This window comes from Streptococcus mitis, assembly GCF_946190285.1.
In the GTDB taxonomy this organism is placed as follows: Bacteria; Bacillota; Bacilli; order Lactobacillales; family Streptococcaceae; genus Streptococcus; species Streptococcus mitis_CP.
This window is the reverse complement of sequence record NZ_CAMHZX010000006.1, coordinates 1-26,135: the sequence shown is the minus strand read 5'-3', so window position 1 is coordinate 26,135 and position 26,135 is coordinate 1. Positions and strand designations below refer to the sequence as shown.

The 26,135-nt window shown below is 42.3% G+C and carries 22 protein-coding genes; 19 read left to right on the top strand and 3 right to left on the bottom strand.

Features of this window, described 5'->3' with window-relative positions; genetic code table 11:
* Positions 1–7 precede the first annotated feature (7 nt).
* The 5 genes from yihA to whiA are packed head-to-tail and all read left to right on the top strand — an operon-like array spanning position 8 to position 3,810.
* Entirely contained in the window at positions 8–595 is a 588-nt protein-coding gene (gene yihA, locus N8L39_RS07755) for a ribosome biogenesis GTP-binding protein YihA/YsxC (protein WP_261010648.1), read from the top strand.
* Between the two features lie 10 nt (positions 596–605).
* A complete protein-coding gene (locus N8L39_RS07750) occupies positions 606–986 on the top strand; it encodes a RidA family protein (RefSeq protein ID WP_001140420.1) in 381 nt (126 codons plus the stop codon).
* A 51-nt stretch (positions 987–1,037) separates the two neighbouring features.
* Positions 1,038–1,928 carry an RNase adapter RapZ gene (gene rapZ / locus N8L39_RS07745; protein WP_261010649.1) on the top strand — a complete coding sequence of 297 codons (891 nt, stop codon included), beginning with the start codon at positions 1,038–1,040 and terminating at the stop codon, positions 1,926–1,928.
* Positions 1,925–2,902, top strand: a complete 978-nt coding sequence (locus tag N8L39_RS07740; protein ID WP_001231075.1) for a YvcK family protein — start codon at positions 1,925–1,927, stop codon at positions 2,900–2,902. The genes rapZ and N8L39_RS07740 overlap by 4 nt, the downstream gene beginning before the upstream one ends.
* Positions 2,899–3,810: a DNA-binding protein WhiA gene (gene whiA / locus N8L39_RS07735; protein ID WP_004262315.1), complete on the top strand. Its 912-nt coding sequence runs from the start codon at positions 2,899–2,901 to the stop codon at positions 3,808–3,810. Before N8L39_RS07740 ends, whiA begins: the two co-directional genes overlap by 4 nt.
* 423 nt (positions 3,811–4,233) lie before the next feature.
* Here whiA and N8L39_RS07730 read toward each other — a convergent pair whose 3' ends face one another.
* Positions 4,234–5,202: an NAD(P)/FAD-dependent oxidoreductase gene (locus N8L39_RS07730; protein WP_261010650.1), complete on the bottom strand. Its 969-nt coding sequence runs from the start codon at positions 5,200–5,202 to the stop codon at positions 4,234–4,236.
* 138 nt (positions 5,203–5,340) lie between these two features.
* Between N8L39_RS07730 and cdaA the strand changes: the two genes are divergently transcribed.
* The 8 genes from cdaA to N8L39_RS07690 all read left to right on the top strand — a co-directional run bounded on the left by cdaA (position 5,341) and on the right by N8L39_RS07690 (position 13,737).
* Positions 5,341–6,198, top strand: a complete 858-nt coding sequence (gene cdaA / locus N8L39_RS07725) for a diadenylate cyclase CdaA (RefSeq protein WP_024057224.1) — start codon at positions 5,341–5,343, stop codon at positions 6,196–6,198.
* Positions 6,185–6,964, top strand: a complete 780-nt coding sequence (locus N8L39_RS07720) for a CdaR family protein (protein ID WP_261010651.1) — start codon at positions 6,185–6,187, stop codon at positions 6,962–6,964. Before cdaA ends, N8L39_RS07720 begins: the two co-directional genes overlap by 14 nt.
* A gap of 25 nt (positions 6,965–6,989) precedes the next feature.
* Positions 6,990–8,342: a phosphoglucosamine mutase gene (gene glmM / locus N8L39_RS07715; protein WP_261010652.1), complete on the top strand. Its 1,353-nt coding sequence runs from the start codon at positions 6,990–6,992 to the stop codon at positions 8,340–8,342.
* A 73-nt stretch (positions 8,343–8,415) separates the two neighbouring features.
* Positions 8,416–8,790 (top strand): DUF1149 family protein, encoded by a 375-nt coding sequence (locus tag N8L39_RS07710; RefSeq protein ID WP_001050087.1) that lies wholly within the window; start codon positions 8,416–8,418, stop codon positions 8,788–8,790.
* A 1-nt stretch (position 8,791) separates the two neighbouring features.
* Positions 8,792–9,640 (top strand): DegV family protein, encoded by an 849-nt coding sequence (locus N8L39_RS07705; protein WP_000762173.1) that lies wholly within the window; start codon positions 8,792–8,794, stop codon positions 9,638–9,640.
* 265 nt (positions 9,641–9,905) lie between these two features.
* A complete protein-coding gene (gene dapB / locus N8L39_RS07700) occupies positions 9,906–10,673 on the top strand; it encodes a 4-hydroxy-tetrahydrodipicolinate reductase (protein ID WP_261010653.1) in 768 nt (255 codons plus the stop codon).
* Positions 10,670–11,869 (top strand): CCA tRNA nucleotidyltransferase, encoded by a 1,200-nt coding sequence (locus N8L39_RS07695; RefSeq protein WP_306800156.1) that lies wholly within the window; start codon positions 10,670–10,672, stop codon positions 11,867–11,869. Before dapB ends, N8L39_RS07695 begins: the two co-directional genes overlap by 4 nt.
* The gene (locus N8L39_RS07690; RefSeq protein WP_261010655.1) at positions 11,866–13,737 is read left to right on the top strand and encodes an ABC-F family ATP-binding cassette domain-containing protein; all 1,872 of its coding nucleotides are present in this window, start codon (positions 11,866–11,868) and stop codon (positions 13,735–13,737) included. The genes N8L39_RS07695 and N8L39_RS07690 overlap by 4 nt, the downstream gene beginning before the upstream one ends.
* A gap of 36 nt (positions 13,738–13,773) precedes the next feature.
* On the opposite strand, the gene mntE is transcribed toward N8L39_RS07690, so the two are convergent.
* A complete protein-coding gene (gene mntE, locus N8L39_RS07685) occupies positions 13,774–14,958 on the bottom strand; it encodes a CDF family manganese efflux transporter MntE (protein ID WP_261010656.1) in 1,185 nt (394 codons plus the stop codon).
* Between the two features lie 306 nt (positions 14,959–15,264).
* Between mntE and N8L39_RS07680 the strand changes: the two genes are divergently transcribed.
* The 5 genes from N8L39_RS07680 to yaaA all read left to right on the top strand — a co-directional run bounded on the left by N8L39_RS07680 (position 15,265) and on the right by yaaA (position 21,238).
* A complete protein-coding gene (locus N8L39_RS07680; RefSeq protein ID WP_261010657.1) occupies positions 15,265–17,961 on the top strand; it encodes a cation-translocating P-type ATPase in 2,697 nt (898 codons plus the stop codon).
* Between the two features lie 223 nt (positions 17,962–18,184).
* The gene (locus N8L39_RS07675; RefSeq protein ID WP_261010658.1) at positions 18,185–18,595 is read left to right on the top strand and encodes a peptide deformylase; all 411 of its coding nucleotides are present in this window, start codon (positions 18,185–18,187) and stop codon (positions 18,593–18,595) included.
* 11 nt (positions 18,596–18,606) lie between these two features.
* Positions 18,607–20,202 (top strand): hypothetical protein, encoded by a 1,596-nt coding sequence (locus N8L39_RS07670; RefSeq protein WP_261010659.1) that lies wholly within the window; start codon positions 18,607–18,609, stop codon positions 20,200–20,202.
* A 64-nt stretch (positions 20,203–20,266) separates the two neighbouring features.
* Positions 20,267–20,431, top strand: coding sequence for a YczI family protein (locus tag N8L39_RS07665; protein ID WP_000508327.1), 165 nt, complete (start codon positions 20,267–20,269; stop codon positions 20,429–20,431).
* Between the two features lie 78 nt (positions 20,432–20,509).
* The gene (gene yaaA, locus N8L39_RS07660; RefSeq protein ID WP_261010660.1) at positions 20,510–21,238 is read left to right on the top strand and encodes a peroxide stress protein YaaA; all 729 of its coding nucleotides are present in this window, start codon (positions 20,510–20,512) and stop codon (positions 21,236–21,238) included.
* Positions 21,239–21,288: 50 nt separating this feature from the next.
* Here yaaA and pclR read toward each other — a convergent pair whose 3' ends face one another.
* Positions 21,289–22,773, bottom strand: a complete 1,485-nt coding sequence (gene pclR / locus N8L39_RS07655; protein ID WP_261010661.1) for a virulence transcriptional activator PclR — start codon at positions 22,771–22,773, stop codon at positions 21,289–21,291.
* Positions 22,774–22,989: 216 nt separating this feature from the next.
* On the opposite strand from pclR, the gene pclA reads away from it, so the two are divergent.
* Positions 22,990–26,135, top strand: a 3,146-nt coding sequence (gene pclA / locus N8L39_RS07650) for a pneumococcal collagen-like adhesin PclA (protein ID WP_261039351.1), incomplete at its 3' end; no start/stop codon positions are given.

The window sequence follows — 26,135 nt, the reverse complement described above, 5'->3', positions numbered from 1 at the left end:
GGTGACTATGGAACTTAATACACACAATGCTGAAATCTTGCTCAGTGCGGCTAATAAATCCCACTATCCGCAGGATGACCTGCCGGAGGTTGCCCTAGCAGGGCGTTCAAATGTTGGTAAGTCCAGCTTCATCAACACCATGCTGAACCGCAAGAATCTAGCGAGAACTTCAGGGAAACCTGGTAAAACCCAGCTTCTCAACTTCTTTAATATTGATGACAAGATGCGCTTTGTGGATGTGCCTGGTTATGGCTATGCCCGCGTTTCCAAAAAAGAGCGTGAAAAGTGGGGGCGCATGATTGAGGAGTATCTGACAACTAGGGAAAATCTCCGTGCGGTAGTCAGTCTAGTTGACCTTCGTCATGATCCGTCAGCAGATGATGTGCAGATGTACGAATTTCTCAAGTATTATGAGATTCCGGTTATTATCGTTGCGACTAAGGCGGACAAGATTCCTCGTGGTAAATGGAACAAGCACGAATCAGCAATCAAGAAGAAATTAAATTTTGACCCAAGTGATGATTTCATCCTCTTTTCATCTGTCAGCAAGGCAGGGATGGACCAAGCTTGGGATGCAATCTTAGAGAAATTGTGAGGTAAAGAAAATGGCAAAAACAATTCATACAGATAAAGCTCCAAAGGCTATCGGACCATATGTTCAAGGTAAAATCGTTGGCAATCTTTTATTTGCTAGCGGTCAAGTTCCTCTCTCTCCTGAAACTGGGGAAATCGTTGGAGAAACCATCCAAGAACAGACAGAACAAGTCTTGAAAAATATTGGTGCTATTTTGGCAGAAGCAGGAACAGATTTTGACCATGTTGTCAAAACAACTTGCTTCTTGAGCGATATGAACGACTTTGTTCCTTTTAACGAGGTTTACCAAACGGCCTTTAAAGAGGAATTTCCAGCTCGTTCAGCTGTGGAGGTAGCTCGTCTTCCTCGTGATGTAAAAGTCGAAATCGAAGTCATCGCAGAGATTGGATAAGCTAGTTGAAGTTTGGTTCGGCCAAACTTCTTTTGATATAAGGAGAAAAAGATGACAAAGAAACAACTTCACTTGGTGATTGTGACAGGGATGAGTGGTGCAGGGAAAACTGTGGCCATTCAGTCCTTCGAGGATCTAGGTTATTTTACTATTGATAATATGCCACCAGCTCTCTTGCCTAAGTTTTTGCAGTTGGTGGAAACAAAGGAAGACGATCATAAGTTGGCTTTAGTGGTGGATATGCGTAGCCGTTCTTTCTTTTCAGAAATTCAAACTGTTTTGGATGAGTTGGAAAACAAGGAAGAATTGGACTTTAAAATCCTCTTCTTGGACGCAGCTGATAAGGAATTGGTCGCTCGTTATAAGGAAACCAGACGGAGTCACCCACTAGCAGCAGATGGTCGAATTTTAGATGGGATCAAGCTGGAGCGTGAACTCTTGGCACCGCTGAAAAACATGAGTCAAAATGTGGTGGATACGACAGAACTCACACCTCGTGAGCTGCGTAAGACCATTGCAGAGCAGTTTGCGGATCAGGAACAAGCCCAGTCTTTCCGTATCGAAGTCATGTCTTTTGGCTTTAAATATGGAATCCCAATTGATGCGGACTTGGTCTTTGATGTCCGTTTTTTACCAAATCCCTACTACCAACCAGAACTACGAAACCAAACGGGTGTGGATGAACCAGTTTATGACTATGTCATGAATCATCCTGAGTCAGAAGACTTTTATCAACATTTGTTGACCTTGATTGAACCGATTTTGCCAAGTTACCAAAAGGAAGGGAAGTCCGTTTTGACCATTGCCATAGGTTGTACGGGTGGTCAACACCGTAGTGTGGCCTTTGCTAAACGCTTGGCGCAGGACTTATCCAAGACTTGGCCTGTTAATGAAGGGCATCGCGACAAAGACCGAAGAAAGGAAACGGTAAACCGTTCATGAGAAAACCAAAGATAACGGTGATTGGTGGAGGGACTGGGATCCCTGTCATTCTAAAAAGTCTGCGTGAAAAAGATGTGGAAATCGCTGCTATCGTAACGGTGGCGGATGATGGTGGTTCATCAGGTGAACTCCGAAAAAATATGCAGCAATTGACACCGCCAGGTGATCTTCGCAATGTCCTTGTGGCCATGTCGGATATGCCTAAGTTTTATGAGAAGGTCTTTCAGTATCGCTTTTCTGAGGATGCTGGAGCCTTTGCTGGTCATCCATTGGGCAATCTCATTATAGCTGGCTTGTCAGAAATGCAGGGTTCGACCTATAATGCCATGCAGTTGCTGAGCAAATTTTTCCATACAACAGGGAAGATTTATCCTTCCAGTGACCATCCTTTGACCCTGCACGCAGTTTTCCAGGATGGAACAGAAGTAGCTGGAGAGAGTCATATTGCAGACCATCCAGGCATGATTGACCACGTCTATGTGACCAATACCCTTAACGATGATACGCCTCTGGCTAGCCGTCGAGTGGTGCAGACTATTCTTGAAAGTGACATGATTGTCCTAGGGCCTGGCTCCCTCTTTACCTCTATTTTGCCCAATATCGTGATTAAGGAAATCGGGCAGGCGCTTTTGGAAACCAAGGCAGAAATCGCTTATGTCTGCAATATCATGACCCAACGTGGGGAGACGGAACACTTTACAGATAGCGACCATGTGGAAGTCTTGCATCGTCACCTTGGTCGACCTTTTATCGATACCGTCTTGGTGAATATCGAAAAAGTGCCTCAGGAATACATGAATTCCAATCGCTTTGATGAATACCTGGTCCAGGTGGAACATGATTTTGCAGGTCTTTGTAAGCAAGTTCCGCGCGTGATTTCATCCAACTTCCTTCGTCTGGAAAATGGAGGTGCCTTCCACGATGGGGATTTGATTGTGGACGAGTTGATGCGGATTATACAGGTGAGAAAATGAGTTTCACGGTAGCAGTAAAAGAAGAAATCCTAGGCCAACACCATCTGAGCCGGCATGAATTATCTGCCATTATCAAGATGTCTGGCAGCATCGGTCTCTCGACTTCGGGCCTGACCTTGTCAGTTGTGACAGAAAATGCCAAGCTGGCTCGTCACCTCTATGAGTCCTTTCTCCATTTCTATGAAATTAAATCAGAAATTCGCCACCACCAGAGGAGCAATCTTCGCAAGAATCGAGTTTATACCGTTTTTACGGATGAAAAGGTGCAGGACTTGCTGAGTGATTTGCACTTGGCGGACTCCTTCTTTGGCCTGGAAACAGGTATTGATGAGGAAATTTTATCAGACGAGGAAGCAGGCCGTGCCTATCTCTGTGGCGCATTCTTGGCAAATGGAAGCATTCGTGACCCTGAATCAGGTAAGTACCAGTTGGAAATCAGTTCTGTTTATCTGGACCACGCGCAAGGGATTGCTTCTCTTCTCCAGCAGTTTTTGCTGGATGCCAAGGTGCTTGAGCGCAAGAAGGGGGCTGTAACCTACCTCCAGCGTGCCGAAGACATTATGGACTTTTTGATAGTAATCGGAGCCATGCAGGCGCGTGATGATTTTGAGCGAGTTAAGATTTTGCGGGAAACTCGCAATGACCTCAATCGGGCCAACAATGCCGAGACAGCTAATATCGCTCGGACAGTTTCTGCTAGCATGAAGACCATCAACAATATCAGTAAAATCAAAGATATTATGGGCTTAGAAAATCTGCCAGTGGATTTGCAGGAGGTGGCGCAGCTGCGGATTCAGCACCCAGATTACTCTATCCAGCAGTTAGCAGATAGCCTCAGCACCCCTCTGACCAAAAGTGGTGTCAACCACAGACTCAGAAAAATCAATAAGATAGCCGATGAGTTATAAAGATATAAAACACCTCTTTCTTGACAATTAAATAGAGTATGTGAGATAATAAAGGGGAATTGAGAAGTTCTAGCATTTTAGTGCTAACAGAAATCCCCTCGGTACTGCAATACTGAGGGGATTTTTTTCTAGGTTAGATAGCACTAACCAGGAAGGTTACTTGTCGAAGTGATCGTCTAACCAACGAGTCACCAGCCATGAGATGATACTCTCGATGACTGCGATAAGTACTATTTTGAGAAGTTCTAGCATCTGTAATACCTCCTTTTCCAAGGCGTATTGTTAGTGCCGTCCCTATTATATCACATGTTTTATCAGTTTGATAGGCATTTTTATTTTTGTTAAAGAAGGGGGAAATATGAGCTAACAAATTAGCCGATGAACTATAAAACCACGAATCCTATGTGACTCGTGGTTCTTTTTCTATAAACTAGTAGAGTGTTTTGGTTGTACTTTTTGTTCTGGGTCGATGTAGTTGATAGCATTATTGACGGCAGTTGGTGCTTCACCAAGACCTGTCGCAATCAGGTCAATCTTACCTTCATAGTAGCAACAGTCACCGATAGCGTAAATTCCAGCTTGGCTAGATTCCTGTTTGCTGTTGACGATAATCTTGTGGCGGTTGAGGTCCAGACCCCAGTTTTTAAGGTTACCGACAGAAGATTTGAAACCATAGTTAACAAAGAGGTGGTCTAAGTCAATCGTTTCTGCTTCATCAGATTTGACTTTTGTGATTTCAAGTTTATCGAGCGTTTGTCCATCTCCAAGGAGTTGGCTAGGGACGAATGGTGTCTTGATAGATACAGATGATTCTTGTAAGGCTTGAACACTGTGCTCCAAGGCGCGGAAATTATCTCTGCGGTGGACAAGGGTAGTTGGTGCAATTTTTTCAAAAGCTAAGGCCCAATCCACAGCCGAGTCTCCTCCACCAAGAATCGTCACTTTCTTACCAGCGTATTGCTGGATGTTGGAAACGTGGTAGTGGATATTTTCATAGCCTTCAACGCCTTCTAGTTCCAGAGGACGTGGTTTGAAGGCACCGCCACCCATAGCGATGATAACAGTTTTAGACTGGTGACTTCCTTTAGAAGTTGTAATTACAAAGCCTTCTTCTTGTTTTTCAATCTCAAGAACCGTTTCGTTGAGAAGAATAGGGGTATCAAAGCCATTTAGCTGTTCAATCAAGCGGTTGGTCAATTCTTCTCCAGTCAGGTTTGGGAAACCTGGGACGTCTAAAATATCCTTTTCAGGATAGAGAATAGCAGGTTGTCCACCTAGTTGTGGAAGGGAGTCGATGATTTGGACCTTGGCTTGGCGTAGGTGGGCATAGAAGGCCGCAAAAAGACCGACAGGACCACCACCTACAATGGTAATATCATAGAGTTGAGACATGGTTTCTCCTTTGTTTTTTCTAGTCAGTTTATTTTATCATATTTTTTCTTTAATTTAAAATGAAGTAGGATAGGGAAAAAAATGCCAGAAAAATGGTATAATAGAAAGGAACGTGTTTGGACAGAGAGGAGACAGCAGATGAACTTTCAACAATTATCCAACCTGCAATATTGGACTAGCTTGTTTTCTAGTCCTTGGAGTATTGCCATCAATGTGTTTGATATTTTGATTGTGGCCTATATTTTATATCGTTTTACAAAAGCGATAGCTGGCACCAAGATTATGATTTTGGTGCGGGGGGTCGTGATCTTTGTATTAGCCCAGGTTGTGGCTAATATCCTTGGTTTAACAACGATTTCTTGGTTGATTAATCAGATTATCACCTATGGGGTTATTGCTGCGGTTGTTATCTTCTCTCCAGAGATTCGGACTGGTTTGGAACGCTTGGGAAGGGCGACAGATTTCTTTTCTACTGCTCAAATTAGTGCAGAGGAGCAAATGATTCGTGCCTTTGTCAAGTCGGTTGAATATATGAGTCCCCGTAAGATTGGTGCTCTGGTTGCCATTCAACGAGTTCGGACCTTACAAGAATACATCGCGACAGGAATTCCCTTGGATGCCAAAATTTCGGCAGAACTCCTCATCAATATTTTTATTCCCAACACCCCTCTACACGATGGTGCTGTGATTATCAGAGAAAATCGAATAGCAGTAACCTCTGCCTATCTGCCCTTGACAGAAAGCACAGGGATTTCCAAGGAATTTGGGACCAGACACCGGGCGGCTATCGGTTTATCAGAAGTGTCCGATGCCTTGACCTTTATCGTCTCAGAGGAAACAGGTGGCATTTCTATTACCTATAACGGTGTTTTCAAGCATGACTTGACGATTGAAGAATTTGAAGCAGAGCTACGAGCAATTCTTTTGCCAGCTGTTGAGGAAAAAGTCAGTTTCAAGGACCGTTTGCTAGGAGGTTGGAAATATGAGAAAAAATAGTCTATATATCATTTCATCTCTCTTTTTTGCTTGTGTCTTATTTATCTATGCAACGTCAACCAACTTTCAAAATAGCAATACCGCAAGGCAGGTCAAATCAGAAACCTACACCAATACGATAACGAACGTTCCTATCGATATTCACTATGATGCTGACCAGTATTTCATTAGTGGATTTGCATCAGAAGTTTCAGTGATATTAACCGGAGCCAATCGTGTGACCTTGGCTAGCGAAATGCAGGAGAGCACTCGTAAGTTTAAGGTAACTGCTGATTTGACGGATGCCAGTGTTGGAACAATTGAAGTTCCCTTGAACATTGAAAATCTTCCAAGTGGATTGACCGCTGTAGCAACGCCTCAAAAGATCACAGTGAAAGTTGGGAAGAAGGTTAAGCGAGATGGGATGATTGTTGTGCCACAAGTTGACCAAAGCCAGATTGATCCCAAGCTACAAATTGATAGTGTAACTGTGTCAAACGAACGAGTTTCTGTCACAACTGACCAAGAAACACTAGCTAAAATCGATCGGATTATTGCGCTTTTACCAACCAGCGAACGCATAACAGGTAATTACAGTGGTTCAGTACCTTTGCAGGCAATCGACCGCAATGGTGTTGTCTTACCGGCAGTTATTACTCCGTTCGACACAACAATGAAGGTGACTACAAAACCAGTAGCACCAAGTTCAAGTACATCAAATTCAACAACAAGCAGTTCGTCGGAGACATCTTCGTCAACGAAAGCAACTAGTTCAAAAACGAATTAAAAAATAGGAAAAGGATTTTATAAAAATGGGTAAATATTTTGGGACTGATGGAGTCCGTGGAGAAGCTAACGTAGAATTAACGCCAGAATTGGCCTTTAAGCTAGGACGTTTTGGAGGCTATGTTCTTAGCCAACATGAAACGGAAGCACCGAAAGTTTTTGTAGGACGTGACACACGTATTTCAGGAGAAATGCTAGAATCAGCCTTGGTAGCTGGTCTTCTTTCAGTTGGTATTCACGTATACAAACTAGGTGTTCTGGCAACACCAGCAGTAGCTTACTTGGTAAAAACTGAAGGAGCAAGTGCCGGTGTCATGATTTCTGCTAGCCACAACCCAGCCCTTGATAATGGAATTAAGTTCTTTGGTGGTGATGGCTTCAAACTGGACGATGAAAAAGAAGCAGAAATTGAAGCCTTGCTAGATGCTGCAGAAGATACTCTTCCTCGTCCAAGTGCAGAAGGATTGGGAACCTTGGTAGATTATCCAGAAGGCTTGCGTAAGTATGAAGGCTACCTTGTTTCAACTGGAACTCCTCTTGATGGAATGAAGGTTGCCTTGGATACAGCCAATGGTGCAGCTTCTACAAGTGCCCGTCAAATCTTTGCAGATCTTGGCTCTCAATTAACTGTTATAGGAGAAACGCCAGACGGTCTTAACATCAACCTTAATGTTGGTTCAACCCACCCAGAAGCCCTTCAAGAAGTGGTTAAAGAAAGCGGCTCAGCTATTGGTTTGGCCTTTGACGGAGACAGTGACCGCTTGATTGCTGTTGATGAAAATGGTGAGATCGTTGATGGTGACAAAATCATGTACATCATCGGGAAATACCTTTCTGAAAAAGGACAATTGGCCCAAAATACAATTGTGACAACTGTTATGTCCAATCTTGGTTTCCACAAGGCCTTGGACCGTGAAGGTATTAACAAGGCAGTCACTGCAGTTGGCGACCGCTACGTTGTTGAAGAAATGAGAAAATTAGGCTACAACCTCGGTGGTGAACAGTCTGGTCACGTCATCTTGATGGACTACAATACAACAGGTGACGGTCAATTATCAGCTGTCCAATTGACAAAAATCATGAAGGAAACTGGTAAGAGCTTGTCAGAGTTGGCAGCAGAAGTAACCATCTATCCACAAAAATTAGTCAATATCCGAGTGGAAAATGCCATGAAGGAAAAGGCTATGGAAGTGCCAGCTATCAAGGATATCATCGAGAAGATGGAAGAAGAAATGGCAGGGAATGGCCGTATCCTAGTACGCCCAAGTGGAACAGAGCCTCTTTTGCGTGTTATGGCAGAAGCGCCTACAACAGAAGAAGTGGACTACTATGTTGATACCATCGCAGACGTAGTTCGAGCTGAAATCGGGATTGACTAAATCCTAGAAAACTAGATGAAAATAAAAAATTATGGTACAATAGCTTATAATATTGTAGCCAAGGGAGAAAGACATGAATCTTAAACGTGAACAAGAATTTGTTAGTCAGTATCATTTTGATGCGCGTAATTTTGAATGGGAAAATGAAAATGGAGCTCCTGAAACTAAGGTGGATGTGAACTTCCAATTGCTCCAACATGATCAAGAAAATCAAGTGACTTCCTTGATTGTCATCTTGACATTTATGATTGTATTTGATAAGTTTGTCATCAGTGGAACCATTTCACAGGTAAATCATATTGATGGCCGTATTGTCAATGAACCAAGCGAATTGAGCCAAGAAGAAGTGGAAACTTTGGCTCGTCCATGTTTGAATATGCTCAACCGTTTGACTTACGAAGTAACTGAAATTGCATTAGACTTACCAGGAATCAATTTGGAGTTCTAATATGAAATTAGCTGTTATCACAGATTCCTCTGCCTATCTCAGTGCAGATACCTTGCAAAGAGAAGATTTATTTGTCTTGGATATTCCTGTCAATATTGATGGTGAGGAGTATGTCGAAGGTATCAATCTGACTGCTGAGGAATTTTACCAAAAAATGGCTCAGGCTTCTGAATTGCCTAAGACCAGTCAACCAAGTATTGCCAAGTTAGATGAGATTCTAACTTCGCTCAAAGAACAAGGTTATACACATGCTTTGGGGCTTTTCCTATCTTCTGGAATTTCAGGTTTTTACCAAAATATCCAGTACATGGTCGATGACTATGAGGGCTTAACCATTGCCTTCCCAGACACTTTGATTACAAGTGCTCCTTTGGGTATCATGGTTGAAAGTGTTTTTAACTGGCGAGACCAGGGCGATGACTTTGCCATTATTCAGGATAAGCTAGCTATTCAAATTAGTCACACATCTGCTTTCATCATGGTGGATGACTTGGACCACTTGGTTAAAGGTGGACGCCTTTCAAATGGAGCTGCGATTTTGGGCAATCTGCTAAGCATTAAGCCGATTCTTTATTTTAATGACCAAGGTGTGATTGAAGTGTACGAAAAAGTTCGTACTGAAAAGAAAGCAACCAAGCGTTTAATTGAGATTATCAAGGAAGCAACAGCTTCAGGCCAATACCGTATCATTGTCATTCACGGGAATGCTCCTGAAAAGGCTGAAGAATTGCGTCAGCACTTGCTAGATTCTGAAGTGGGTACGGATATTTCACTTGCTACATTTGGTAGTGTCATTGGGACACACCTAGGAGCAGGAAGCATTGCTCTGGGTTATATTCCAGTGATTTAGTTGGCGCTTCCAGGCTAGTTAAGAAATAGCAATTGAACACGGACTACCTGCCTCTTGAAAAAAGATGCCTGTCTTGCCTTTCATGGAAAGTCAGCGCCATTCCCTATTTTTCATGGGCAGCTAAGGTCCTTTGTATCTTGATAATTGAACACGGACTACCTGCCTCTTGAAAAAAGATGCCTGTCTTGCCTTTCGTGGAAAGTCAGCGCCATTCCCTATTTTTCATGGGTAGCTAACGTCCTCTGTATCTTAAATAGGAGTAAAGATGAGTATTCGAGTAATTATTGCTGGTTTTAAGGGAAAGATGGGCCAGGCTGCTTGTCAGATGGTCTTGGCTGATCCAGACTTGGACTTGGTAGCAGTTTTGGATCCCTTTGAGTCTGAATCAGAATGGCAGGGTATTCCTGTTTTCAAGGATAAGGCTGATTTGGTTGGTTTTGAAGCAGATGTCTGGGTAGATTTTACTACTCCAACTGTTGCCTACGAAAATACACGTTTTGCTCTTGAAAATGGCTTTGCTCCAGTAGTTGGAACGACTGGTTTCACAAGTGAAGAAATTGCAGAGCTAAAAGCATTTTCTCGTTCCCAAGATTTGGGTGGCTTGATCGCTCCTAACTTTGCCTTGGGTGCTGTCTTGCTCATGCAATTTGCGACGCAAGCTGCCAAATATTTCCCAAATGTGGAGATTATCGAGCTCCATCATGATAAGAAAAAGGATGCTCCGAGTGGAACAGCTATTAAAACAGCTGAGTTAATGGCAGAAGTTCGAGAGTCTATCCAGCAAGGTGCGCCTGATGAAGAAGAATTGATTGCAGGTGCCCGTGGTGCTGACTTTGATGGCATGCGGATTCACTCAGTTCGTTTGCCAGGCTTGGTAGCCCATCAGGAAGTCATCTTTGGCAGTCAGGGAGAAGGATTGACCCTCCGTCATGACTCCTATGATCGCAGCTCCTTCATGACAGGGGTCAATTTGGGAATTAAAGAAGTTGTCAAGCGTCATGAGCTTGTCTATGGATTAGAACACTTATTATGAGATTAACGCAAATGCCTTCTGAATTTCAGAAGGCTTTACCAGTATTAGAAAAAATTAAAGAAGCAGGTTTTGAAGCCTATTTTGTTGGGGGCTCTGTTCGAGATGCCCTCCTCAATCGTCCCATTCATGATGTGGATATTGCGACGTCTTCTTATCCAGAAGAAACCAAGCAGATTTTTCCGCGAACAGCCGATATCGGAATCGAGCATGGAACCGTCTTAGTTTTAGATGGGGATGAGGAGTATGAGGTGACTACTTTTCGGACAGAAGATGTCTATGTGGACTATCGCAGACCCAGTGCGGTCTCCTTTGTGCGCTCGCTAGAAGAAGACCTCAAGCGCCGTGATTTTACAGTCAATGCCTTTGCTTTGGACGAGACAGGAGAAATCATTGACTTGTTCCATGGTTTAGAAGATTTAGAAAATCAAGTTTTGCGGGCGGTTGGCGTGGCTAGTGAGCGTTTCAACGAAGACGCTTTGCGGATTATGCGTGGTTTTCGTTTTCAGGCTAGTCTTGGCTTTGAGCTTGAGTCAGAAACATTTAAAGCTATGAAGACTTTGACGCCACTTTTGGAGAAAATTTCTGTGGAGCGTACCTTCGTTGAGTTTGATAAACTCTTGCTGGCTCCATTTTGGAGAAGGGGCTTGGCTTCCATGATTGAGAGTCAAGCTTATGACTATCTCCCTGATATGGCAGCTAGCCATGACAAGCTTAATAGACTGTTTGATTTGGAGACTGATTTCACCTTTGAATCTTCAGAGCAAGCCTGGGCGGCTCTACTGTGGGCTTTGGAGATTGAAAATGCGCAGCCATTTTTGAAGGCTTGGAAGACCTCACGTCAATTTGCCAAGCAGGTACAGGATTTACTGACTATTTTGGCCTTGCGTGAAAAGGGAGAATTGAGCAAGCGCGATTGTTATCGCTTTGATTTAGATTTACTTTTACAGGCTGAAAATCTTCGTCATGCTCAAGGGAAACCAGTCAACCCACAAGCCATCACAGAAACCTACCAGAGTCTGACCATTCATGACAAGAAAGAAATTCAGATTAATGGTGGCATTTTGATTAAGGAATATGGCTATCAACCAGGTCCAGATTTGGGAGAGATTTTAACAGAGATTGAATATGCCATTGTCGATGGAGAATTGGAAAATGACCGTCAAGCCATCCATGCTTATCTAAGGGAGAAAAAATGAGTGATTTTATCGTTGAAAAACTAAGTAAATCCGTTGGTGACAAGATCGTTTTTAAGGATATTTCCTTTATTATCCATGACCTAGATAGAATTGGTCTGATTGGTGTCAATGGAACGGGCAAGACCACCCTTTTGGACGTCCTTTCTGGTGTTTCTGGATTTGATGGAGATGTTAGTCCCTTTTCAGCTAAGAATGATTACCAGATTGGTTACTTGACCCAAGATCCTGATTTTGATGATAGCAAGACGGTCTTGGATACGGTTCTCTCCAGCGACCTCAAGGAAATCCAGCTCATTCGTGAGTATGAATTGATCATGCTCAACTATAGTGAGGACAAACAGGCGCGTTTGGAACGGGTCATGGCAGAAATGGACTCTCTCCAAGCTTGGGAAATTGAGAGTCAGGTAAAGACGGTCCTTAGCAAGCTGGGGATTCAGGATTTATCTACTCCTGTTGGGGAATTGTCAGGTGGCCTGAGAAGACGGGTTCAGTTGGCGCAAGTCTTACTTGGCAATCACGACCTTTTGCTTTTGGATGAGCCGACCAACCATCTGGACATTGCGACTATTGAGTGGCTGACCCTCTTTTTGAAAAATTCTAAGAAGACCGTCCTTTTTATTACCCACGACCGTTATTTCTTAGACGCTTTGTCAACACGGATTTTCGAGTTGGACCGAGCAGGCTTGACCGAGTACCAGGGAAATTATCAGGACTATGTTCGCCTTAAGGCGGAACAGGATGAGCGCGATGCAGCTCTTCTCCACAAAAAGGAACAACTTTATAAGCAAGAATTGGCCTGGATGCGCAGACAACCGCAGGCGCGTGCGACCAAGCAGCAGGCTCGTATCAATCGTTTCCACGACTTGAAGAAAGAAGTTTCAGGTGGAGTTGCTGAGACAGACTTAACCATGAATTTTGAGACTAGTCGGATTGGGAAGAAAGTCATCGAGTTTCAGGATGTTTCCTTTGCCTATGAAAACAAGCCTATTTTGCAAGATTTTAATCTCTTGGTGCAGGCTAAAGATCGTATTGGAATTGTTGGGGATAACGGTGTTGGGAAATCAACTCTCCTTAACTTGATTGCAGGAAGTCTTGAGCCGACAGCAGGTCAAGTTGTGATAGGGGAAACTGTTCGCATCGCCTATTTCTCTCAGCAAATTGAGGGCTTGGATGAAAGTAAGCGAGTGATCAATTACCTGCAGGAAGTGGCAGAAGAAGTCAAGATCAGCGGTGGTTCTAGTACTTCGATTGCAGAGCTGCTGGAGCAGTTTCTTTTCCCACGTTCGACACATGGAACCTTGATTGAGAAATTGTCTGGGGGAGAGAAGAAACGTCTTTATCTCCTCAAACTGCTCTTGGAAAAACCAAATGTTCTTCTTTTGGACGAACCGACAAATGACCTAGATATTGCGACCTTGACAGTTTTGGAGAATTTCTTGCAAGGCTTTGCTGGTCCAGTTTTGACTGTTAGTCACGACCGCTATTTCTTGGATAAGGTGGCGACTAAGATTCTCGCTTTTGAGGATGGCAAGATTCGTCCTTTCTTTGGCCATTACACCGACTATCTTGATGAAAAAGCCTTTGAAACAGAGATGGCCAATCAAGTGCAAAAGGCCGAAAAGGAAAAAGTGGTCAAGGTCAGAGAAGACAAGAAACGCATGACCTACCAAGAAAAGCAGGAGTGGGCAAGCATTGAAGGTGATATTGAAGCCTTGGAAAATCGTATCTCTGCTATTGAAGAGGAAATGCAGGCCAATGGTTCTGACTTTGGCAAACTGGCTACTCTTCAAAAAGAACTAGATGAGAAAAACGAAGCACTCCTTGAAAAATACGAACGCTATGAGTATCTCAGTGACTTTGATAGCTAGAAGAATAGAAAAATCCCGTCTCATGACAGGATTTTTCTATTCTTTTTTGGTTTCTTGATGAAAGATATTTTGCCAAGTTTCGTGGCGTCGCCAGATACTGGTATGGACGATGCCATCTAATTCATAGCAGATGAGTTTGGTCTTCTGGCTGATGGAAGTGATTTGGATGTCCTTGATAGCAGAATTCAAGTCTTTTTCCGCTTTATAGGCCTCTTTATTCATCTGTTCTCCATCTTGACGAATATAGACAAAATCGTCAGCCAAGAGTTCTTCCAGTTGATTTCCTTGGTCAATCAATTGCTCGCGCATAAGCAATTTTTTATAGACATTGTCTAAAATTTCATCCTCAGGTATAGGTGCTGGCTCGATATGGACATCGGTATCAAAAACCCCAAAACGTTCCTCCAGCATAGACTCGACCTGATCCGCAATCTCGTGGCTTTCATAAACCGACAAGTCAGGATTCATCTCCAGCGTAATATCCAGGTAGATATTGCTACCGTAGGTACGACCTCTTTGCGACTTAACCTTACTGATCTTGGGAATTTCCATGATAGCCTTTTGATAATCCTCAAGCAAACGGTCGTCAAAACCATCTGAAAGACTAAAGGAAGATTCGATGAAGATATCATAGGCAGTTTTCAAGATAAAGAAAGTGATGATGATGGCAACCAGTTTATCCACAATGGGATAATTGAAACTGCTGGCCAGGATGGCAATGGTAGTACCAAGTGAGGTGACAGCATCAGAAAGATTGTCCTTGGCGGCAGCCTTCAGTGCCTTGGAGTTGGATTTCTTACTGAGGCGAGTGTTGTAGAGATAGACCATAAACATAATCGTTGCAGACATGATTCCTAGAGTGGCACCCAGAGGATCAATGACCGTTTCTTCACGACTGAGAATCTTCTGAATGGTATCCCTTAGAACATCAAAGCCAACATAGAACATGATGATGGAAGTGACTAAACTAGCCAAATCTTCAATCTTCCAGTGACCAAAACGGTGGTCACGGTCTGCAGGCTGGCGCGCCATCCGAATGCCAATCAAGAGGGCCACATTTCCAATGATGTCCGACACGTTGTTAAAACCATCGGCCACCAAACTGGATGAATGGAGGAGGTGCCCAGTTGCTAATTTGGCTGCAGACAAGATCAAATAGGTCGAAATACTGATAATGGCCCCACGCTCAGCTAACTTGAGATTTGAGATAGATTGCTTCATTCAACTTCCTTTCTAGTCATATAGCATTCTACCATTATACTGGTTTTCAAGGGAAAATTCAAATAAGGCAGTTTTTACTCTTTGAAAACTTTTCAAAATTTGGTATAATAGTACTACTCAAGGGAGTAGCTGGCAGAAACCTGTGATAGTGTCGTCATTCCGAATTTTATACTGAAAAGTATGCTTTCCGGCACTATCTTAAACAGCGAGACTTGTTATGATTAACAGGTCTCTTTTTGTTTGTCGTGAAAAGATACGATGGGGAAAAGAGAGTCTGTTTAGCACACAATGTCAAGGAGGAGACACATGTCAAAAGAACAAAAACGCCAAGCGTTTTACACTCAGAGCCCTGAAGAGGTCTTGAAGGCTGTGGATGCGACCGAGCAAGGTTTGTCATCAAGTGAGGCGGAAAAGCGCCTTGCCGAATTTGGCCACAATGAACTCGAAGAAGGAGAGAAACGATCAATCCTGGTCAAATTCATCGAGCAATTTAAGGATTTGATGATTATCATCCTAGTTGCGGCAGCTATTTTATCAGTCGTGACTTCTGGTGGGGAAGATATCGCAGATGCCATTATCATTTTAGCCGTGGTTATCATTAACGCTGCCTTTGGTGTTTACCAAGAAGGGAAAGCAGAAGAAGCTATCGAAGCCCTCAAATCCATGTCTAGTCCAGCTGCCCGCGTTCTGCGTGATGGCCATATGGCGGAGATTGACTCTAAAGAATTGGTACCTGGAGATATCGTTGCCCTCGAAGCAGGTGATGTAGTGCCAGCAGACCTACGTTTACTAGAAGCCAACTCTCTTAAAATTGAAGAAGCAGCTCTTACAGGTGAGTCTGTTCCAGTAGAAAAAGACTTGACAGTTGAGCTTGCTGCAGATGCTGGTATTGGTGATCGTGTCAATATGGCCTTCCAAAACTCAAATGTGACTTATGGTCGTGGTCTTGGTGTTGTTGTCAATACAGGTATGTACACGGAAGTTGGTCATATCGCTGGCATGCTCCAAGATGCGGATGAGACGGATACACCACTCAAACAAAACTTGAACAACCTTTCTAAGGTCTTGACCTATGCTATCTTGGTCATTGCCCTTGTTACTTTTGTAGTGGGTGTCTTCATTCAAGGGAAAAATCCACTTGGTGAGTTGATGACCTCTGTTGCCCTTGCTGTTGCAGCCATTCCAGAAGGGCTCCCAGCTATCGTAACTATCGTTCTTGCCCTTGGTACTCAAGTTTTGGCCAAACGAAACTCTATTGTTCGTAAGTTGCCAGCAGTAGAAACACTTGGTTCAACGGAAATCATCGCTTCTGATAAGACTGGTACGTTGACCATGAACAAGATGACCGTTGAAAAAGTCTTCTATGATGCAGTCCTACATGACTCAGCTGATGACATTGAACTGGGTCTTGAAATGCCGCTTCTTCGTTCAGTTGTCTTGGCCAATGATACGAAAATTGATGTTGAAGGCAATCTAATTGGTGATCCAACCGAAACAGCCTTTATCCAGTATGCCTTGGACAAGGGCTACGATGTTAAAGGATTTTTAGAGAAATATCCTCGTGTGGCTGAGTTGCCATTTGATTCTGAACGTAAGCTCATGTCAACGGTTCACCCGTTGCCAGATGGTCGTTTCCTTGTAGCAGTCAAAGGTGCTCCAGACCAACTCTTGAAACGTTGTGTTCTTCGCGATAAGGCTGGGGATATTGCTCCGATTGATGAGAAGGTTACAAACCTCATTCACACAAACAACTCTGAAATGGCTCACCAAGCCTTGCGTGTCCTTGCAGGTGCTTATAAGATTATCGATAGTATTCCAGAAAATCTTACTTCTGAAGAGCTTGAAAATGATTTAATCTTCACTGGTTTGATCGGGATGATTGACCCTGAACGTCCTGAGGCAGCTGAGGCTGTTCGTGTGGCTAAGGAAGCTGGAATCCGTCCAATCATGATTACAGGTGACCACCAAGACACTGCAGAAGCTATTGCTAAACGTTTGGGAATCATTGATGCAAACGATACAGAAGGCCACGTTTTAACTGGTGCTGAGCTCAACGAACTGTCAGATGAAGACTTTGAAAAAGTAGTTGGTCAATACTCTGTTTATGCGCGTGTATCTCCAGAGCATAAGGTTCGTATCGTCAAGGCTTGGCAAAAACAAGGTAAGGTCGTTGCCATGACAGGTGACGGTGTCAATGATGCGCCAGCTCTGAAAACAGCCGATATCGGTATCGGTATGGGGATCACTGGTACAGAGGTTTCTAAGGGGGCTTCTGACATGATTCTTGCAGATGATAACTTTGCAACTATCATCGTTGCAGTGGAAGAAGGACGTAAGGTCTTCTCAAATATTCAAAAGACTATTCAGTACCTACTTTCTGCCAATACTGCTGAAGTATTAACTATCTTCCTATCAACCTTGTTTGGTTGGGATGTCTTACAGCCAGTTCATCTTTTGTGGATTAACTTGGTAACAGATACCTTCCCAGCTATCGCTCTTGGTGTTGAACCTGCTGAGCCTGGTGTCATGAACCATAAACCACGTGGACGCAAGGCAAGCTTCTTCTCAGGTGGTGTTTTGAGTTCTATCATCTATCAAGGTGTACTCCAAGCAGCTATTGTTATGAGTGTTTATGGACTTGCAATTGCTTACCCAGTACATGTGGGTGATAATCATGCCATTCATGCGGATGCCCTTACTATGGCTTTTGCAACCCTTGGTTTGATTCAGCTCTTCCATGCCTACAATGTCAAGTCTGTTTACCAATCCATCTTGACAGTTGGCCCATTCAAGTCTAAGACCTTCAACTGGTCTATCTTGGTATCCTTCATCCTTCTCATGGCAACAATCGTCGTAGAACCGCTTGAAGGGATCTTCCACGTAACCAAACTAGACTTGTCACAATGGGGAATCGTTATGGCTGGAAGCTTCTCAATGATTATCATTGTTGAAATCGTTAAGTTTATCCAACGCAAACTTGGCTTTGACAAGAATGCGATTTAAAAAGAAAAAGTCATCTTCGGATGGCTTTTTGCTACAGTTGAGGGAAAGGGCTTGCAGTTATTGGCTTTTGTGCTATAATTGCTATAATACTCTTCGAAAATCAAATTCAAACCACGTCAGCGTCGCCTTACCGTACTCAAGTACAGCTTGCGGCTAGCTTCCTAGTTTGCTTTTTGATTTTCATTGAGTATAATATAGTAAATATCAAGAGGAGTGTGAGGAAGTGGAAAAGAAAATTGTGAAGGATATTTTGTTTTTATCTCAGGTATCTCAGCCGGCAAGTCAGGAAGACCTTTATCTTGCCAAAGATTTGCAGGATACACTTTTAGCGAATCGTGAGACTTGTGTCGGTCTGGCTGCCAATATGATTGGGGTGCAGAAGCGCGTGATTATCTTTAATCTGGGCTTGGTTCCTGTGGTCATGTTTAATCCAGTGCTCGTGTCCTCTGAAGGAGCTTATGAGACAGAAGAAGGCTGTTTGTCCTTGACAGGTATGAGACCTACTAAGCGTTATGAAACCATAAGGGTTGCCTATCGTGACAGCAAGTGGCAGGAACAGACCATTACTTTGACAGGTTTCCCAGCCCAGATTTGCCAGCATGAACTGGATCACTTGGAAGGACGAATCATTTAGGAGGAAAGCAAATGAAACGGATAGTCTTTGAACTTATTTTTATCGCAACGACCTGGTATATCTTTTTACCGCCTCTTAACCTGACCAGCTGGGAATTTCTCTTTTTCCTCTGTGGGCATTTGCTGGTTGTGGCAGTCTTATTTGGCTTTGGTAAGGGGATAAACCTTGTCAAAACGGTTCATGTGCGCCACGGTAAGGCGGAAGCTGCCTTAAATCTAGAGGGTTTCAAAATCAATCGCTTAGGGAAAATCCTTTTAGCTTCTATTGGAGGAATTCTTCTCTTAGCAGCCTTGGTTTCCTTGGTGACTTCTAGCATTTTTCAGGCTAAAAATTATGCCAATGTAGTCACAGTTACGGAAAAAGACTTTACTGAATTTCCTAAGACTGACACCAGTAAGGTTCCTATCTTAGATAGAAGTACTGCTGAAAAAATTGGTGACCGCTACTTGGGTTCCCTAACGGACAAGGTGTCGCAGTACGTAGCGGAAGACACCTATACCCAATTGACGATTGATGGGAAACCTTATCGAGTTACGCCACTAGAATACGCAGATCCTATCAAGTGGTTTAATAATCAGGCCAAAGGAATCGGCGAGTATATCAAGGTGGACATGGTAACTGGTAATGCGGACTTGGTGGACTTGAAGACACCAATCAAATATTCAGACTCGGAGTATTTTAACCGTGATGTCAAACGTCACCTGCGCTTTAAGTATCCAACCAAAATCTTCAAAACTCCATCTTTCGAGGTGGACGATGAGGGCAATCCTTTCTACGTGGCGACGGTTTACCAAAAGCAATTTGGCTTAGCAGTTCCTCGTCCTGTTTCAGTTATTATCTTGGATGCTACAAATGGAGAAACCAAGGAATACAGCTTAGCAGATGTTCCAGAATGGGTGGACAGGGTCTATCCAGCTGAGGAAACCATTGAGCAAATCAACTATAACGGCAAGTATAAGGACGGTTTCTGGAATGCCATGATTTCCAAGAAAAATGTGACCCAGACTACCAAAGGTTATAATTACTTGTCTATCGGAAATGACATCTATCTCTACACAGGTGTGACGTCGGCTAATGCGGATGAGAGTAATCTTGGTTTCATCCTTGAAAACATGCGAACAGGAGAAATCACTAAGTACAGCTTGGCTTCTGCGACCGAAGAATCAGCCCGTGAATCAGCAGAAGGTGCTGTACAAGAGAAATCCTACAAGGCAACCTTCCCAATCCTCATCAACCTCAATGACAAACCTCTCTACATCATGGGCTTGAAGGACAATGCTGGCTTGGTCAAAGAGTACGCTCTGGTAGACGCAGTCGAGTACCAAAATGTTATCGTAGCCACGACAGTGGAAGAGCTACTCAGTAAGTATGCCAATAAAAACGACCTTGAGATTGATAATGCAACAACTGAAAGCATCAAGGGTGTGGTAGCAGACCTCAAATCAGCTGTTATTAAGGGAGACACTGTCTACTTCTTTAAAGTTGATGGCAAGATTTACAAGGTCAAGGCCTCTGTATCTGATGACCTCCCTTACCTCGAAAATGGTAAAAACTTTGAAGGTCAAGTAGGAAAGGACAATTATCTCAAGACCTTTAAAGTGCAGTAAAAAAGGTTTATTTAAGAAATGTATGTTATAATAAGGTAAATTAAGACTAATGGAGGACAAACAAATGGGTTTTTATGTGATGGTTGCTTCAATGCTACTCGGACTGCTCGCTTTGAAGATAGGTTTTTCTCAGTTCAAGGAGAAAAAAGATAAATTCTTATCTATCTTAACAAGTTTAGCTGGCCTAGCCCTTGTTCTCGTGGCTGTCTGGTTAGGATGGCCCAAATAAACAGAGAAACCTCGGTCAAACCGAGGTTTTTCAGATGAATTTCTTGGTTGTGGCTAAAAAATATGCTACACTATCAATATGAAAATTTTAATCCCAACAGCAAAAGAAATGAACACAGACTTGCCGAGTATCGAGGCAAATCCTTTAAGACCAGAAAGTCAAGCTGTGCTGGATGCCTTGGCTCTCTATTCTGCTAGTCAATTGGAGAGTTTTTACAAAGTTTCAGCCGAGAAAGCTGCGGCAGAATTTCAAAATATCCAAACTTTAAAAAAACAAACTGCTCAACACTATCCAGCTCTGAAACTTTTTGATGGGCTCATGTACCGTCATATCAAGCGAGACAAACTGACCGAGGAAGAACAAGCCTATCTTGAAAATCATGTCTTTATTACCTCGGCTTTGTACGGAGTCGTTCCAGCCTTGTCACCCATGGCTCCTCACCGTTTGGATTTTTTGATGAAATTAAAAGTCTCTGGTAAGACTTTGAAGAGCCATTGGAAGGTAGCCTATGATGAAGCTGTGAAGCAGGAAGAAGTGATTTTTTCTCTCTTGTCATCCGAGTTTGAGACTGTATTTTCTAAGGAAATTAGAGAAAAAATGGTGACCTTCAAATTCATGGAGGACAAGGGTGGTCAGCTGAAGATTCACTCAACTATTTCCAAGAAAGCGCGTGGTGCCTTCCTAACAGCCCTGATAGAAAATCAAGTACAGACGGTGGAAGAAGCTCGTCGCTTAAGATTTGCAGGATTTAACTACAGAGAAGACCTGTCCCAGCCACAGGAATTGGTTTTTGTAAAGGAAGTATAGAAAATAGATAAAAGAAAAAGTCAGCAGAATTATGCTGACTTTTTTCTAGCTTATAAAGTATTGGATATATGAATCTCATTTGATAAACAGTTAAGATGGTTAACCAAACTCATGATTGACAGATGGTTTCGGCAAATAAACTTCTTGGTAATTCCTGGAATATAAAAATTAGACACAATGATATCGTAGTCTGTCTGATTTAAAATCTCAGGGCTTGTTTTCAATTCATCCCAAGTATCAAAGGTGAATCGATTGTTACAATAGTATGTAAGCATATCCTTTAAAGTAAGTGATAGGGCGTGGTCAAAGTTACTGATAATCAAAACCTTGATAGGTGGTCGATTTTCTAACAACTGAGTAGAGAGGTTTTCAGCATGGGTTAAGATGGTGTACATCAAGTGTTCCAACTGTTCAGGATGGTCATGCTGTCCAATTGCTTGACGGTATTGAGCCAGTTCTTGACGCGCACTCCCCATAAAGTCTGGGAAGTAAACTTCGAAATTTTTAATCGTCAATGCTTTTTGTTCAAATAAGATTGGGGTAGAAAAGATTTCCTGTCTTTCAAAGAAAGCCGTGTTGTGTAAATGCCAAATCAGCTCATCGTGGTTGGTAAAGGTAATCTTATATTGTTTTGATAGGCGTTCTAATATTTGACTCAGTAATTGGTAAGAGTATCTTGCTTCACTGTTTTTTTCTAAAGAGTTGAAGAATTCTTTAGGATCTAAAAAAATGTTACTTTGAATAAAGGAAATAAAAATTTGTGCAATAATATCTGGAGTGATTTCAAATTCAAATACTTGAGAGAAATAGCCTAGTACCTCTTCAAAGTTTGGAATGCTTGCTAAAATAGGATAGTAATCATCAAAGAAATGATTTGGTAAGTCGATGAAATGACCATTTTTGATGCGGTAAATACTGATAGCTATCATTAGTTTGTACATTCTATAAATTGAAAATCGCATTGGATAATTCGTAATTTTATAGAAGAAGTCAACAAACTCTGTTAAATCTTCCTCAGGAAGGTCAGGAAAAGGCCAATCAAGGAAATAATAGCGCTCAGAAAAATATTGGGCAAAAAAATAGCGAATATCGATTTCATTCCCACGTATTTCGGATGGAGTAAATGATAGTTCAATTTGGAATTGAGTTGACAGAGTTTTTGTAATATTTCTGCCCAATCGATAGAGGTTGGCATTACTAGAGTGAAGATTTTCTATTGTTCGATAAATAGGTAGGCCCTCATTAAAAAACAGATACTCTAGTAATTGAAAAGATTGAGAATGAGCAAGAAAATATTGATATACATCTTCAACGCTAGTATTAACTTCTAAATCTATCATAATTCCGTTAATAGAAGATTGGATGTCAATAGTTGGAAAAGCAGCACGTAATTCATTTAAATCACTTTTTAGAATTCGTTCTGTACATCCTAACTTATCGGCAAGTTCATGTAATTTCAACCAATCGCGATGTTGAATTAGGGTTTCCATTAAACGTAATTGTCGCTGATCTTTCGTAGATAAAAGGTTACGCATATATGTATTTTCCTCCTTGAGTTATTATATCACATTTTTGTTTTAATATAACAAAAAAACTAGAATCAAAAAAATGTTCTGATAATTCGAAAAAATAGAATATAATAAAGGGCTTTCAGGGGCAGGAATACGATATAGTAATTCTTTGGATAATATTGATTTATATATCAAATAGTTGTACATTATAAATTATAAAATACTATCTAGGAGTTTAAAATGAAACATTCACATAAGAAATCATTTGACTGGTATAGCATGCAACAACGATACTCTATTCGTAAGTATCACTTTGGTGCGGCTAGTGTCTTGCTCGGGACAGCCTTAGTCTTGGGAACTGCTGCCAATGCGCAAGCAGTACAAGCGGAGGAACACAATCCTGAGGCAATTAACAGTGTTTCTGTTGATAAGGTGAATGAAGCTACTAAACCAGCAGAAGTTTCTACACCTAAAAAAGAAACAACCTATGCAGCTCCAACTGTTGTTAACCCAATAGAAGTAACTCCAGCTAAAGCTGAAGAAGCTACTAGACCAACAGAAAAAGTTGAAGAAGTAAAAGATAAAAAAGAAGAAGCAAGTCATCAAGATGCTGTTGACAAGTCAAAATTGTTAACGGCTCTTTCACGTGCTAAAAAACTTGAGAGTAAATTATATACAGAAGCAAGTGCTGCTAACTTGCAAGCAAGTATACAAGCTGGTCAAAGCTTGCTTGGGAAAGCAGATGCATCTGAAGCTGAAATATCAGCAGCAGAGTCATCTATTCAATCGGCTATTATTGGTCTAGAACTTCGTTCTAACTCTGATAAAGGAACAGTATCAGAAACTCCTGTAGTGAAGAAAGCTGACACAGCAGAAGCCAAAGAAGAAGCTAAACCAGCTAAAACAACTGATCGCTCAGCTGTTGATAGCGCTGTTTTGCCAACTAGCACAGCTGCCAAAGTAGAAACAACTTCAGCTCCAGCATCTACTAATGAAATCTTGAAACCAGGTTTGAGCCTTTCTGATGCTCGCCAAAATCCAGCTATTCGTAAGGAAGACTTGGATAAAGGGCATAGTGGCTTTAGAGCTTCTAGCAATCCAGCCAACCCAATTGTCTCAGGTTCTGGGAATACAGTTGCATTTGCAGATATTAGTCAAGGTGGTCGTAGTTATAGTTTCCGTGGCTACGGGAACTCACGTGGTGGAAATTCAATTCATTATGATGTAACAACAGTACGTCAAGGTAATAGATTGAATTTCACAATTAGATACTCTGGTCCAGGTGAATTTGTTAATAATAACTTTATCTTGGATAAAGGGGATGGATTTGGAAATCCTTCAAATGCGACTATCAACACTCCAAGATTGAGAGAACAATCAAAACCTATTAGTCAGGGTGCCAACTTTGTATCTCATTCAGGATACAGTATGACCTCTGCTACTTCAACAAATATGGAACAAACAGTCAGATTTAGTTTGCCTATCAATAATCCAAATGGTGACTTGTCTGTTCGTTTGAAACCAGTTACTTTTAACGTGGACCAAGGTGGTGGTGGTGCCGCTACCAGCAATGACCCATACAGTAACTCCAACTATTATCATAGAGCAAACCCACTCCTCTTGGATGCAAATCCAAATGGTGGTACTAATAACCAGACTGTTACAGAAGACATTGACTTCCAAACTGTCTATCTTCCAACTAGTAAGTTACCAGAAGGTCAAACTAAATTAGTTCGTGAAGGTGAAAAAGGAAAACGTCAAATCACCTATAAAGTTCATCGATTTGGTAATGAAACAATCCTAGGATTGCCAATTAGTAATAGAGTTACTAAAGAAGCTAAGCCACGTATTATGCAAATTGGTGTGGCTAAAGAGCTAATCGATACAGTAAAACCACGTGTTGATCAAAATAAAGTTGGTGATACAAATAACCTCACTTTCTATCTTGATAACGATGGCAACGGTGTTTATACTGAGGGTGTAGACGAACTTGTTCAAAAAATTGCTATTAAAGATGGAGCCAAGGGTGAAAAAGGGGACCAAGGTGAACGCGGTCTCACTGGAGCACAAGGTGCTAAAGGTGAAAAAGGAGATCGAGGTGAACGCGGTCTAACCGGTGCCCAAGGTGCAAAAGGTGAAAAAGGAGACCAAGGTGAACGCGGTCTCACTGGAGCACAAGGTGCAAAAGGTGAAAAAGGAGACCAAGGTGAACGCGGTCTCACTGGAGCACAAGGTGCCAAAGGTGAAAAAGGAGATCGAGGCGAACGCGGTCTCACTGGAGCACAAGGTGCTAAAGGTGAAAAAGGAGACCAAGGTCAGGCAGGTCGTGACGGTGTAACTCCAACCGTAACCGTTACAGATAATAAAGAAGACGGTACTCACACTATCACTATTAACGATGGTAGAGGTAATGTTACAAATACTGTTGTAAGAGATGGTCTCGATGGCGCAAGTCCATTAGTTGCGACTCAACGAAATGAAGCAGATAAAACAACAACTGTTATCTTCTATTACGATAAAAATGGAAACAACGAATTAGATGCTTCTGATAAGAAATTAAAAGAAGTTGTCATTGCAGATGGTGCCAAAGGTGAAAAAGGTGACAAGGGAGCAACTCCTAAAGTTACAACTGCTCGTGGAGCAGATGGTCGCAGTACTGACATTACATTTACAGTTCCTGGAGAAGAGCCTGTTGTAGCTAACATTAAGGATGGTAAAGATGGCCGTACACCAACTATTGACTTAAATGCCTTAGCAGAAGCTGCAGTAAGAATTAATAATCAAAGAAGTGGAAGAGTAAGAAGAGCATTAGCAGACGACCCAGCTACAGCACCAGCATCACAACCAGTAGATGGTACTCGTATTACAGCATACTATGATAATAATGGTAACGGTAAATACGATCCAGGTGTGGATGAATTAATTGGTACAAGTGATATCTTGAATGGTACAAATGGACGTAATGGTGCAGATGGAGCTTCTGGAGCAGACGGACGTAATGGTGCTGAATTATTAAGTGGACCTAAAGCACCAACAGCAAATGATGGTAAAGATGGTGACACTTATATCGATGCAACTACAGGTGATGTTTATAAGAAAGAAAACGGAACTTGGGATAAGATTGGTAACATTCGTGGACCTCAAGGTCTAAAAGGTGAAGACGGAGTTGCAGGACCACAAGGGCCACAAGGACCTAAGGGAGATCAAGGTGCCCAAGGTCTTCAAGGACCTGCTGGTCGTGACGGAGCACAAGGTTTACCAGGCCGCGACGGACGTGATGGAGCGCAAGGTCGTGACGGCCGTGATGGACGCGACGGAAAAGACGTATTGAACGGCAAAGTTGATCCAACTACAGAAGGTAAAGACGGCGATAAATACGTTAACAC